This window comes from Methylobacterium sp. Leaf456, assembly GCF_001425465.1.
Taxonomy (GTDB): Bacteria; Pseudomonadota; Alphaproteobacteria; order Rhizobiales; family Beijerinckiaceae; genus Methylobacterium.
In genome coordinates this window covers 79,026-91,653 of sequence record NZ_LMQV01000044.1, presented here as the reverse complement: position 1 = coordinate 91,653, position 12,628 = coordinate 79,026, and the positions used below count along the sequence as shown (strand labels likewise).

General features: G+C 69.4%; 11 protein-coding genes. 5 read left to right on the top strand and 6 right to left on the bottom strand.

Translation table 11 applies throughout. From position 1 onward, the window contains the following. Nucleotides 1-24: 24 nt before the first annotated feature. The 3 genes from ASG52_RS24310 to ASG52_RS24300 form a co-directional block, all read right to left on the bottom strand. Nucleotides 25-1,089 (bottom strand): zinc-binding metallopeptidase family protein, encoded by a 1,065-nt coding sequence (locus ASG52_RS24310; RefSeq protein WP_056249104.1) that lies wholly within the window; start codon nt 1,087-1,089, stop codon nt 25-27. A 223-nt stretch (nt 1,090-1,312) separates the two neighbouring features. After that, nucleotides 1,313-3,991 carry an alanine--tRNA ligase gene (gene alaS / locus ASG52_RS24305; protein WP_056249102.1) on the bottom strand — a complete coding sequence of 893 codons (2,679 nt, stop codon included), beginning with the start codon at nt 3,989-3,991 and terminating at the stop codon, nt 1,313-1,315. A 90-nt stretch (nt 3,992-4,081) separates the two neighbouring features. Further along, a complete protein-coding gene (locus ASG52_RS24300) occupies nt 4,082-4,816 on the bottom strand; it encodes a helix-turn-helix transcriptional regulator (protein ID WP_056249100.1) in 735 nt (244 codons plus the stop codon). Nucleotides 4,817-4,890: 74 nt separating this feature from the next. Here ASG52_RS24300 and ASG52_RS24295 point away from each other — a divergent pair, with 74 nt between their 5' ends. Beyond that, a complete protein-coding gene (locus ASG52_RS24295) occupies nt 4,891-5,490 on the top strand; it encodes a glutathione S-transferase family protein (protein ID WP_056249097.1) in 600 nt (199 codons plus the stop codon). Nucleotides 5,491-5,513: 23 nt separating this feature from the next. On the opposite strand, the gene ASG52_RS24290 is transcribed toward ASG52_RS24295, so the two are convergent. Further along, nucleotides 5,514-7,040 (bottom strand): porin, encoded by a 1,527-nt coding sequence (locus ASG52_RS24290; RefSeq protein WP_056249094.1) that lies wholly within the window; start codon nt 7,038-7,040, stop codon nt 5,514-5,516. A 303-nt stretch (nt 7,041-7,343) separates the two neighbouring features. Here ASG52_RS24290 and ASG52_RS24285 point away from each other — a divergent pair, with 303 nt between their 5' ends. After that, on the top strand, nt 7,344-7,685 hold the full coding sequence (locus ASG52_RS24285; RefSeq protein ID WP_056249091.1) for a DUF1491 family protein: 342 nt from the start codon (nt 7,344-7,346) through the stop codon (nt 7,683-7,685). A gap of 13 nt (nt 7,686-7,698) precedes the next feature. On the opposite strand, the gene ASG52_RS24280 is transcribed toward ASG52_RS24285, so the two are convergent. After that, nucleotides 7,699-8,688, bottom strand: coding sequence for a hypothetical protein (locus ASG52_RS24280; RefSeq protein ID WP_056249088.1), 990 nt, complete (start codon nt 8,686-8,688; stop codon nt 7,699-7,701). A 107-nt stretch (nt 8,689-8,795) separates the two neighbouring features. Then, on the bottom strand, nt 8,796-9,590 hold the full coding sequence (gene xth, locus ASG52_RS24275; protein ID WP_056249085.1) for an exodeoxyribonuclease III: 795 nt from the start codon (nt 9,588-9,590) through the stop codon (nt 8,796-8,798). Between the two features lie 220 nt (nt 9,591-9,810). On the opposite strand from xth, the gene ASG52_RS24270 reads away from it, so the two are divergent. From ASG52_RS24270 to ASG52_RS24260, 3 genes are all read left to right on the top strand, one after another. Further along, nucleotides 9,811-10,488, top strand: a complete 678-nt coding sequence (locus tag ASG52_RS24270; RefSeq protein ID WP_056249082.1) for a hypothetical protein — start codon at nt 9,811-9,813, stop codon at nt 10,486-10,488. Nucleotides 10,489-10,611: 123 nt separating this feature from the next. Beyond that, the gene (locus ASG52_RS24265; protein ID WP_056249078.1) at nt 10,612-11,268 is read left to right on the top strand and encodes an ABC transporter ATP-binding protein; all 657 of its coding nucleotides are present in this window, start codon (nt 10,612-10,614) and stop codon (nt 11,266-11,268) included. A gap of 102 nt (nt 11,269-11,370) precedes the next feature. After that, a complete protein-coding gene (locus ASG52_RS24260) occupies nt 11,371-12,615 on the top strand; it encodes a KpsE/RkpR family capsule polysaccharide export protein (RefSeq protein ID WP_056249076.1) in 1,245 nt (414 codons plus the stop codon). The last annotated feature ends 13 nt before the right edge of the window (nt 12,616-12,628 follow it).

Sequence of the window (12,628 nt, the reverse complement as noted above, 5' to 3'; positions counted from 1 at the left end):
CCGGAAACCCGCAACCGGGGCCGCCTACACCCGACCGTGCACGAGGTCGTGGATGAAGCCGAGCTTGCGCACCACAGGCGGGGCCAAGACGAAGGGGTAGAGGTCGCCCTCGCCCATCGCCCGGTTCATGCTGTTGAGCGCGAAGACCAGCGGTAGCCACGCATCGACGATGCCCTCGATGGTCTCCGCCGCGTAGGGGTCGAATCCGATCCGGGCCGAGATTTCGCCGGCGCGGTCGACGTCGGGCTTCACCTGAAGGCCGAAGGCCGCAGCCATCTCCAGGGTGTCGACGATGTGGAGATAATGGGCCCAGGTCTCGGCGAAGTCCTCCCACGGGTGGGTCGTGGCGTAGGCCGAGACGAAGTTCTCCTGCCAGTCGGCGGGCGGGCCCTGGTCGTAGTGGCGCTTCAGCGCCTCGCCGTAATCCTGCGAATCGTCGCCGAACATCGCCCGGCAGGGTTCGAGCTTGCCCGCATCCCGCACGAGGATGTCCCAGTAATGGTGCCCGACCTCGTGGCGGAAATGGCCGAGCAGCGTCCGGTAGGGCTCGCCCATGCCGGTGCGGCGCTTCTCGCGCTCGGCTGGATCGGCCTCGACCAGCGCGATGGTGATGACGCCGTTCTCGTGGCCGGTCATCACCTTGGGGCCGTCCGCTGCGGGCGGGTCGGCGAGAAAGTTGAAGATCAGGCCGTGCTCCGGATCCTCGGCGCGGGTCTTCAGCGGCAGGTTCCAGCGCAGCAGCGTGTAGAACAGCCGGTGCTTGGCCAGCTCCATCTCCTGCCAGTGATGCAGGTTCTTCGGGTCGGAGACGTCCGGCACCGTGCCGTTGTGGCGGCAGGCGAGGCAGAACGCGTCGGTCGAGCCCGGCGGCACCATCCAGTTGCAGGTGTCATGCGCCGCGTTGGTGCAGAGGAAGCTCCGGCTCTCAGGCAGGGCCAGCGGCGTCCAGGCGTTGTTGTCGCCCGCGGGCTCCAGCGCCGACAGCGTCCCGGCCTGCGGCAGGTAGCCGAGCCGGTGGCCGCAGCGCTGGCAGGTGCGGTTCTCGAAATACAGGATGTTGTCGCAGGACTGGCAACGAAAGAGCTTCATCGGATCACAGGGGTTCTCGACAGGCGCGCGCACGGCGATGCAACGGACACGCCGCAGCCGCCGGACAAGCCGTAACCGGCTTCCATGTTCCGCCCAAAAGTCCGGGTTGCGAAAGGACTAAGTCCTTTCGCGGGTCCAGGGCAGAGCCCTGGTCGGCGAAGCCATCCTCAGGGCTCCGCCCCGAGACCCCGCCAAAGGGATGATCCCTTTGGGAACCCGTGACTCAGGCCGCGGCCAGCGCCTCGGCGATGGCGGCAAGGGCCGCGTCCGCGCCCTTGCCGTCGGGGCCGCCGGCCTGGGCCATGTCGCGGCGGCCGCCGCCGCCCTTGCCGCCGAGATGGCCCGCGCCGGCGCGCACGAGGCCGACCGCGTCGTAGCGCCCGGTCAGATCCTCGGTGACGCCGACGACGAGACCGGCCTTGCCGTCCGGCGCGACGCCGACGATGGCGACGATCCCGGAGCCCAGCCGGGTCTTGCCCTCGTCGGCGAGGCCCTTCAGGTCGCGCATCTCGACGCCCTCGACCACGCGGGCCATCAGCTTCACGCCGTTGACCTCGCGGGCCTCGTCGCCCCCGCCGGCACCGCCGCCCATGGCGATTTTTTTCCGCGCGTCGGCGAGTTCCTTCTCCAGGCGGCGGCGATCCTCGATGAGCGAGGCGAGGCGGTCCGGCACGTCGGCGACCGGCGCCTTGATCAGGCCGGCGAGCTGGGAGAGCGTGCGGCTCTCGGCCTGACGGTGGCGGCGGGCATTGTGCCCGGTCATCGCCTCGATGCGGCGCACGCCGGCACCCACCGCGCTCTCGCCGAGCACGGTGATCTGGCCGATCTGGCCCAAATGCGCCACGTGGGTGCCGCCGCACAGCTCGATGGAGAAGTTGGGCAGGCGCCCGCCCTCGACCTCGTTGCCGTCCTCGTCCACGGGCCGGCCCATGGAGACGACGCGGACCTCGTCGCCGTACTTCTCGCCGAACAGCGCGCGCGCCCCGGATTCGATCGCCTCGTCCACCGCCATCAGCTTGGTCACCACCGGGGCGTTCTGGAGCAGCACCGCGTTGGCGATCTCCTCCACGCGGGTCAGCTCGGCCTCGTCGATGGGCTTGGGGTGGCTGATGTCGAAGCGCAGGCGCTCGGGCGCGACGAGCGAACCCTTCTGCGCCACGTGGTCGCCGAGCACCTGCCGCAGGGCCTCGTGCAGCAGGTGGGTCGCCGAGTGGTTGGCGCGGATCGCGGCGCGCCGCGCATGGTCCACCTTCAACTCGACCGCGGCGCCCATCGCCAGCGTGCCCTCGTCCACTTTGACGTGGTGGACGAACAGGTCGCCGAGTTTCTTTTCCGTCCCCGTGACGCGAGCCTTGAGACCGGGGCCGGTGATCGTGCCCGTGTCGCCCACTTGGCCACCGGACTCGCCGTAGAACGGCGTCTGGTTGGCGACGACGAGGCCGCTCTCGCCGGCCTTCAGCACCTCGACCTCGGCGCCCTCGCGCAGCACGGCGCCGACCACCGCTTCCGCGGCCTCAGCGTCGTATCCCAAGAATTCGGTGGCGCCGGTGCGCTCCTTGATGCCGAACCAGACCGTCTCGGTCGCGGCCTCGCCCGAGCCCTGCCACGCCGCGCGGGCCGCCTGCTTCTGGCGCTGCATGGCGGCGGCGAACGTCTCCGTGTCGACGCCGATGCCGCGGGACTTCAGCGCGTCCTGCGTGAGATCCAGCGGGAAGCCGTAGGTGTCGTAGAGGGTGAAGGCGGTCTCGCCCGAGAGGTTCTGGCCCGCCGTCAGGTCGCGGGTCTCGGTGTCGAGGATCGACAGGCCGCGCTCCAGCGTGCGGCGGAAACGCCCTTCCTCCAGCCGCAGGGTCTCGGAGATCAGCGCCTCGTTGCGGGTGAGTTCGGGAAAGGCTTGGCCCATCTCGCGCATCAGCGCGGGGACGAGGCGGTACATCACCGGCTCGCGGGCGCCGAGCAGTTCGAGATGGCGCATGGCGCGGCGCATGATCCGGCGCAGCACGTAACCGCGGCCCTCGTTCGAGGGCAGCACGCCGTCGGCGATGAGGAACGAGGTCGAGCGCAGGTGGTCGGCGATGACGCGGTAGGAGGCGCGCGTCGCGGGCTCCGGCGCCTTCGACACGGCGTGCGCCACCGCATCGATCAGCGCGCGAAAGAGGTCGGTGTCGTAGTTCGAGTGGACGCCCTGGAGGATCGCGGCCATGCGCTCGAGGCCCATGCCGGTATCGATCGAGGGGCGCGGCAGCGGGTTGCGCACGCCGGGCTCGATCTGCTCGTACTGCATGAACACGAGGTTCCAGAACTCGAGGAAGCGGTCGCCGTCCTCGTCCGGGGAGCCGGGCGGGCCGCCCGCCAAGGCCGGGCCCTGGTCGATGAAGATCTCGGAGCACGGACCGCAGGGGCCGGTGTCGCCCATCTGCCAGAAATTGTCCGAGGTGCCGATCCGGATGATCTTTTCATCCGAGAAGCCGGCGATCTTCTTCCAGAGGCCCGCCGCCTCCTCGTCGTCGGCATAGACCGTGACGAGGAGCTTCTCCGGCGAGAGCCCGAATTCCTTGGTGATGAGCGTCCAGGCGAGTTCGATCGCGTCGGCCTTGAAGTAGTCGCCGAACGAGAAGTTGCCGAGCATCTCGAAGAAGGTGTGGTGCCGGGCGGTGTAGCCGACGTTATCCAGATCGTTGTGCTTGCCGCCGGCCCGGACGCACTTTTGCGAGGAAGTCGCCTTCACATACGGGCGCTTCTCGACCCCCGTAAAAACGTTCTTGAACTGCACCATGCCGGCGTTCGTGAACATCAGCGTCGGGTCGTTCTTCGGCACGAGCGAAGACGACGGCACCACCGCGTGCCCGGCGTCCCGGAAGTAGTCCAGGAAGGTCGATCGGATCTCGTTGACGCCGCTCATCGGATAGGCTCGGGAATCAAGTCGCGTCGGGAGGCCGGCTCGGGCGAGCGCGGCCGCATCCGGCCCTCATACGGGCCGACGCCCTGCGAGTCACGTCGGCACGTCGTGCGCAGGAGCGGCCGGCGGCGCGCAGTCCGCATCGAGTTCGGCAAGATAGCCGCGCAGCAGCATCGCCCGCCGCGGCCGGAAGCTCGTGCCCGTCGCCGCCACTGCGCGGATGCGGTCGAGCCGGAACATCCGGTACGCCTCGCGCAAGCCGCACCACGCCAGCAGGGTCATCTTGCTATCGAGATAGACGATGGAGAGCGGCAGGATGGTCCGCTCGGAGAGCGTGCCGTCCTTGTCGGCGTAGTGGAGGGCGAGCGCCTCCTCGCGCCAGCATCCGCCCCGGATCGTCTCCATGAGCGCTTCCATGTCGGGCATGGCGGGAAAGCGCGCCTCGAAGCGGCGCACGCGGGAGACCGCGTGGAGCAGGTGCTGCTCGGCCCGGTCCGGCAGGGTCGCGGCGACCTTGGCAAGCACCGAGGCCGCGGCCTGGGCGAGCGCCGGGTCGCCCATCTGGCGCACCTCGGACAGCCCCAGCACCAGCGCCTCGATCTCGATGCGCTCGAACGTCTGGGGCGGGAGCGCCACGTCCTCGATCAGGCGGTAGCCGTAGCCGCGCTCGCCCTCGATCCGGGCGCCGGCGGCGCGCAGCGCATCGATGTCGCGGTAGAGCGAGCGCAGCGACACGCCGGTCTCCTCGGCGAGCCGCGCCGCCGTGACCGGTGCGGGCAGGACGCGCATGGCGTGGAGCAGGCGGAAGAGCCGGTCGGTGCGGGCCATCGGACAGCTGACGGAAACTGGCAGGTGGGGTGGGCTACATCACGGATCGCCAACCGGCCAGCAGGAGCCCACCGATGATCACGCTCTACCACTCGCCCAACAGCCGTTCGACCCGGATCCTCGGCCTGCTCAAGGATCTCGATGCCCTGGACCGGGTCGCCGTCGAGGTCGTCACGATCGAGCGGGAGGACGGCAGCGGCGCGCGCGATCCCCGCAACCCCCACCCGGACGGGAAGGTGCCGTTCCTCGTGCAGGACGGCCAGCCGATCTGGGAATCGAGCGCGATCATCCAGCATCTCGCCGAATTGTTTCCCGAAGCGGGCTTGAGCGTTCCGGTCGGCGACCCGCGCCGGGGCGCCTATCTGAGCTGGCTCGCGTGGTATGCGGGCGTGGTGGAGCCGGTGCTGGTGCTGAAGTTCCTCGGCATCGATCATCCGGGCCTCGCCAAGACTTTCCGGACGGAGGCCGACCTCAAGGCGCGCCTCGCCACGGCGCTGACCGACCGGCCCTACCTGCTCGGCGACCGCTACACCGCCGCCGACCTGCTGCTGCACTCGCCTTATGCGTGGTTCGGCAAGCCCGGCGTGCCGGCGATCGACGCCTGGGTCGAGCGCTGCATGGACCGGCCCGGCGCGCGCTTCGCGGCGGAGTTCGACGCGAAACACGGGGCCTGAGCGCCACCCGCGGCGGGCGTGCCTCAGTAATTCACCTGCAACTGCGCCCGGAACAGGTCGCCCTCGGCCCGGCCCAAGCGCCGCTCGTCGGCCTCGCGGCGGTTCATGCGGGCGTAGGCGAGGGTGATCTCGATCGGCTTGATCGGCTGGAACTCGATGCCGATCTCGACCTCGTCGGTGTCGAGGGCCGGCGCGTTGGTGCCGACCTTCCAGCCGCCGCGATAGGTCTGCCAGCGGGCGTACGGCATGAACGGGCCGACCCAGGAATGGTCGACCCGGTACATCGCCTGGACGTAGCCGCCCTCCAGCGGCTTCGTCGTGATCGCTTGCGCGACCGGATCGAATTCCGGGCCGCGGCCCCAGTTCCACTCGGCCTGGAGGCCGAAGGGCTGGGGATAGAGGATCGCGTGGAGGCCGACGCGGGCATCGTCGAAGCTCGTCGCCGTCACGCCGCCCGCGCGGGTCTCGGGCTGGAACCGGTTGTGGTAGGCCGAGGCGCCGACCTCCAGGACCTGATCCTTGAACGCTGCGCCGAGGCCGTCGAGGGCGAACGGCCAAGTCACCATCCCGGCGACCATCACGCCGTTGTTGCGCTCGATCCGGTTGATGGTCTGGCCGTTGTAGACGCCGACGCCGAACGCCCCGTAATTGCCGAACAGTTTCTGGCCGCCCTTGGCGAGCCGATCCCAGATCCGCTGCGCGGGCCACGGCGTGAAGTAGTAGGTGATGCCGATGTCGCGCTCGCCGGGAATCGCGCTGTTGATCGCGTCCGAGCGGTCGAGCGTCAGGCGGTTCTGCGAGGATTGCAGGTTCTCCCAGCCGTAGGGCACCTTCTGCTGGCCGAAGCGGAGCTTGGAGCGGCGCTCCTCGTCGAGAAAGACGTCGGCGAAGGCGTCGCGGAGCTGCGCGAAGTGCTGGCGCGGCTCAGGGCCGGCCTGGTTGTTCACGCTCACGGCGAAGTCGGGCTGGATGTAGAGGAACACCCGCTCGTGGATGTCGCCCTGGATGACGAGGCGGACGCGGCGGAAGGTTAAGTTGTTAGCCTGCGTGATGCCGCCGTCATGGACCGAGCGCAACCGGGACACGCCGGAGGGTGCGGTGTCGTCACCGGACAGGAACTCGTTGACGCGGAGTTGGGTGTAGCCGCGCAGCGACAGCCGCTCGAACCACGTCTTGGGGCGTTTTGGCTTGTCCGGATCGTCCTCCAGCAACTCGGGCGCGGGCGGCAGCAGCGCCCGCCACCACACGTCCGAATCGTCCGCGGCCGCCGCCTGCCGCGCGTGCGGCAGCGGGTTGACCGCCGATTCCACCGGCCGGCCCGCCGCCGGGAGGGTGCCGGCATCGCTGCGCCCGGCAAGACGCGCGGGCTTCGGCCGCGGGCCGGCCCCGCCCGGTCGGCGCGCCTCGCGCTCGGCGGACTGTGCCCGGATCATCGCCTTCAGTTCGTCGATCTGCCGCTGCAGCTCGGCCACCGTCTGGGCGTCGGCCGGGACGGGCGGCAGCATCAGCACTCCCAGCCCCAGCGTCGTCGCAAGCCAGCGTCGCTTCATTCGTCGGGTTCCCCGTGCCGCGCGGCCCCTGGCGCAATGGGTCATCCCCGCAACGGCCGCGCTTCATCCGGCGCGCCGATAACATTCGAACAATGGTCGAGAAAGCTTTTGCCGGACAAAATCTGCAAGATTTAGCGTCATAATAAGTATACATATTGTATTCTGATAATAATCCCTGCGATACCGGAAAAAGAATGTCATAAATCCTTCATGCGGCACCGCTGGACAGCGTGATGGCTTCCGGCCGGCGGTGCGGCGCATGCCGCCATCGACGCGGCGGATGCGCGCGCCTATCACGGCGCCATGACGCGCCTGCGCTCCGATTTCTGGGTCTCGGCCCATCTCCGCCGCCTCAACGACGCGGGCGTGCCGGCCGTGCTGCGGCGGCGCGGCGCGGCGGAGGCGGGGGCGATCTTCGTGAAGGTGGACCGGCTCGACGGCAATGCCGACCTGTTCGGCCCGGCCGCGCAGGCCCTGTTCGAGGCAGAGGACAGCGGCGAGCGCCGGTTCAGCCGGCTGATGGCGGCCGTGCCGTCCTACGAGGTCGAGGAGCGGCTGACCCGCGAAATGCGCTTCGATTCCGATCTCTGGATCGTCGAGATCGACGATGCGCAGGACCGGCACGCACTCCCGCTGGCGGAGTAGCTTTTTTGGGATTTCAGCTCGTGCGGCGCAGGCGCGAGGGCAGCGCCGGGCGGAGGGACGCGACGGCGGTGCGGGGCTTGGCCGTCTCCGGTCCGTGGAACGGCCGGTGCTCGGCGCCTCCCGAGCGCTCCAGCACGGGGGCGCCGAGGATGGCGACCAAGAGGTCGCGGGCGGCGGCCCGACCCGTCTCGCGAAACAGTGTGACGAGCGAGAAAACCCGGTCGACCGAGCGCGCCACGGTGTCGTTGAGGGTGAGGAAGATGAACACCGCCTCGCCCTCGCGCAGATCGGCGGCGCGCAGGGCCAGCGTCAGGAGATCGTAGCGGGAGGCCGGATCGGGGGCGGCGGAGAGATAGTCCTGCGGCAGGCCGAGGCCGTCGCCCAAAGCCGCGAGGAAGCCCGACACGTCGCGGGCATGCGAGCGCTCGACGAGAGTCGAGGCGAGGGCGCGGGGCGCGGCGGGGCATGGGCGCAGCGCGGCGGTGGCCTCCACCGCCTCACTGATCGCGCGGCGCGCCGGCGCGTCGGCGTGCAGCCAGAGCGGGGCGAGGTCGGCGGCGGGGATGTCGGGACGGGCCAGCAGAGTGTGGGCGAGGTCGGCGTCGCCGCGGGCGCGGGCGAGCAGCCGCTCCAGGGCGCGCAGGCCGATCAGGACGCCGGGGTTCTCGGTCAAGGCCCGGTCGGCCTCCGCCTGATCCTGGGCCGGGCGCGGCGGGGCGACGTCGAGGCCGCGGGCCATCAAGGCGGCGCGCACCGCCTCGGGCAGATCGGGGCAGCCACCGAGCTTGTCCGCGACGATGGACGCGGTCGCCTCGTCCACCGTCGGGATCAGGCCGGCTGCCAGCGACTCGAAGGCGTGGATCATCGCCCGGTCGCGGTTGGGGGCAGCGACGAACATGTCGGTCTGCACCCGCAGGATCACGGGCTTGAGGTCGAGCGCGGGATCGCGCGACAGCTCGATGAGACCGGACAGGTCCGGCACGGCGGAGACCGATGCGGGCATGGCACTTCGTTTACGCGGAACGCTACTGGGCCTCAGTAGAACGGTTCTGCGTGAATCGACCTTTAAGGGCGCTGCCGATGGCCTGTCCCGCTGCGGGGAGAATGGCCTCAGCCGTCGCTCAGCTCCACCGTCACCGGCACGTGGTCGGAGGGCTTTTCGAGGCCGCGCAGGTGGCGCTGGACCGAGGCCGAGACGAGGCGGTCGGCGGCCTGGGGCGAGAGCAGCAGGTGGTCGATGCGAATCCCAAAGTTCCGCGGCCAGCAGCCGGCCTGATAGTCCCAGAAGGTGTAGAGGCCGGGGCTCGGATCGCAGGCGCGCAGCGCCTCGGTGAAGCCTTCGGCCAGCAGACCGCGGAAGGCCTTGCGGGTCTCGGGCAGGAACAGCGCGTCCTGGGTCCAGGCGGCCGGGTCGGCGGCGTCCTCGGGCTCGGGGATGACGTTGTAGTCGCCCGCCAGCACCAGGGCGTCCTCGGTCGCCATCAGGGCGCGGGCGTGGCGGCGCAGGCGGTCCAAGAAGGCGAGCTTGTAATCGTATTTCGGCCCCGGCGCCGGGTTGCCGTTCGGCAGGTAGATCGAGGCGACCCGCACCGGCGCGACGCCCTCGCCGTGGATCAGCGCCTCGATGTAGCGGGCCTGCTCGTCTTGCCCGTCGCCCGGCAGACCGCGCAGGAGTTGGGTGTAGGCGAGCGGTTGGCGCACCAGCAGGGCGACGCCGTTATAGGCCTTCTGCCCCAGCGTCTCGACAGCGTAGCCCGCCGCCTCGATCTCGGCGCGGGGGAAGGCCGCATCCTGGCATTTCAGCTCCTGCAGGCAGACCACGTCGGGCCGCGCCTCGTCGAGGAAGCCCAGCAGGTGCCCGACCCGCTGCTTGATCGAGTTGACGTTCCAGGTGGTGATCCGCATGGGGCCAAAAACTCGGTCGGCGGGGCCGGGAGGTGCCGTCATCGGACCTTCGCGCCGCGCTGGCAACAGCAGACACGGCTGACCCATCGAATCGTGCGGCAGCCCCGTATCACCGGGCGCGAAGAGCGCCCCGCGCAGCGGCCTCGGCTCGGCCGAGGCGTCGAGCGGAGCGAGAAGCCCAAGCCCGCGGACGCGGGCGCCGGCGCTTGAGGCCGAAACAATGAACAATTCTTCCTGGTTCGAGCCGGTGCGGGCCTATTGCGAACGCACCGACGCGGCGTTCTGGTCCGAGCCGGTCAACGCCGTGACCAACGCCGCCTTCCTCGTCGCCGCGCTTGCGGCGGCTGTGCGGGCGCGGGGCGACGGGCCGGTGCTGGCGCTGGCGGCCGTGACCGGATTGGTCGGGATCGGTTCGTTCCTGTTCCATACGCTGGCCAACCGCTGGTCGATGCTCGCCGACGTGATCCCGATCGCGGTGTTCATCCACGGCTATTTCGGGCTGGCGCTCGCCCGCTTCTTCGGGCTTCCGGTCCCGGCCGCCGTGCTCGGCACGCTGGCCTTCGCGGGCTTGGGCTTCGGGCTGTCGCCGGCCCTCGACGCGCTGACCGGCCGGGATGTGGCGGCGCTCACCAACGGCTCGGTCGATTACCTGCCCGCGGTGCTGGCCCTGTTCGGCGTCGGCCTTGCGCTTCTGAAGCGGACGCCCGAGGCCGGCCGCGCGATCCTGGCGACGGGGGGCGTCTTCCTCGTGTCGCTTGCCTTCCGCACGGTCGATGCGCGGGTCTGCGCCGCGCTGCCGCTCGGCACGCACTTCCTCTGGCACGCCCTCAACGCGCTCGTGCTCTACCGCCTGCCCGCGACCGCGGCGCTGTTCCGGCGAGGGGGCCGGCGAGGATGACCGGGCGAACCGGGCATCCTCAGATTCGCCGCTTTTTTCGGGCCTCTCGGGCGCGGCGTCCCGTCTCCCGCCCGGGCGCGGGCGCGGGCGGGCCATCTTCGCGACCGGCGGGGTCTGACAACCGTGATCCGCTTCGATAACGTCTCCAAGTTCTATTCCGTCTACGGCAAGCGTCGGGTCATCCTCGAGCGGGTGAACTTCACCCTGCGGCCGGACATCAATTACGGCGTCATGGGGATCAACGGCGCGGGCAAGTCGACCACCCTGCGCCTGCTCGCGGGCGTCGAGGAGCCGAGCCGTGGCCGCATCACCCGGCGCGGGCAGCGCGTATCCTGGCCGATCGGCTTCTCGGGCGGCTTCAACGGCAAGATGACGGGCCGCGACAACGTCATCTTCGTCTCGCGCATCCATGGCGAGGACCCGCGCAAGGTGCTGGAATTCGTCGAGGATTTCGCCGAACTCGGCAACTACATCAACATGCCGGTCAACACCTACTCCTCCGGCATGGGCTCGCGGCTCGCCTTCGGCGTCAGCATGGCGATTCCGTTCGACACCTACCTCATCGACGAGACCCTCTCGGTCGGCGACGCGCGCCTGCAGCGGCGCTGCAAGGAAATCTTCGACAAGAGGCGCGAGACCGCGAACGTGATCCTGATCTCGCACTCGATGGAGCAGATCCGCCAATATTGCAGCCAAGCGATCATTCTCGTGAACGGCCAAGCCATCGTCTACGACAAGGTCGACGACGCGATTCTGGCCTATCGCCGCCTGAACGGCTGATCCCGGACACGGTTTCGCCGCGAGCCCGCGCGAGACCCGCAGTTCGCGCCGATCCGTCGCCAACACGAACGCAGGCGCAATCGAGGGCGCAATCGAGGGCGAATGAGCACCGAAATCACCAATCCGGCCGGTGCGCCCCTGACCACCGGGGAACGTTCCACGGCGGTCGCCGAGTCGCTCAAGCGCTTCGCCCGCATCGCCCGCCACACCGACCGGAAGAAGGGCATCCGCGCCTATCGGACCCACGTCAAGCGCGACACGGTCGTCCCGCTGCTGTTCCTACTGGTGTTCGTGCTGCCGACCCTGACGATGGTCGGCTACTTCTATCTCGTCGCCTCGGACCGCTACGTGACCGAGGCCCGGTTCGCCCTGCGGCCGGCGCTCGGCAACATCGACAAGGTCAACGCCGAGAAGACCGGCACCGACGACAGCTTGCCGAAGCAGATGATCATCCAAGACACGATCATCACGGCGAACTACATCGACAGCCGCCAGATGGTCGAGACCCTGGAAAAGCAGCTGCCGATCCGGGAGATGTTCACCCGCGACAGCATCGACGTGTTCTCCCGCGGCCCGAAGGACGCCCCGATCGAGCGCTTCCTGCGCTACTGGAACAAGCGGGTCGTCACCTCGACGGACACCAAGTCGGGCATCGTCACGCTCTCGGTCGCGGCCTTCGATCCGGAGGAATCGTACCGGCTCGCCCAGGCGCTGATCGCCGAGAGCGAGCGGAAGATGAACGAGCTGAGCGTGAAGGCGCGCAGCGCGGCGCTCAGCGAGACCACCCGCGAGCTGGCCCGCGCCGAGGAGCGCATGATCAAGACCCGCATGGCGGTGCGCGAATTGCGCAATGCCGGCGGCGTGCTCGACGCGGCGGCGACCAACACCAACAACCTGACCATGATCTCGGGGCTGCGCAAGCAGCGCATCGATCTGGCGGTGCAGCTCACCCTGGGCCTGCGCGACCTCGGCCCGGACACCCGCCCGATCCGCGACATCAAGGCCCAGATCCGCGACCTCGACGACAACATCGAGAAGATCGAACGCCAGATGGCGAGCACCGACCCGAACCAGAAGAAGGTTCTGGCGGACCTGCTCAGCCAGTTCGAGGCCTACGACAACCAGCGCAAGGACGCCGAGGATTATTACGGCAGAGTGCTGGCCGCCAACGAGGCCAGCCGCATCCTGGCGAGCCGGCAGGTCGAGTTCTTCACGCCGGTGGTCGAGCCGATCATGCCGGTTTCCTCAACCGAGCCCAAGCGCGCCCTGTGGTCGAGCATCAGTGCCCTCGTAGCGATGCTGATGTTCGGCTTCTCGGTGGTGCTCCGCAAATACGTGTTCAGCTGAGGGCACTCACAGA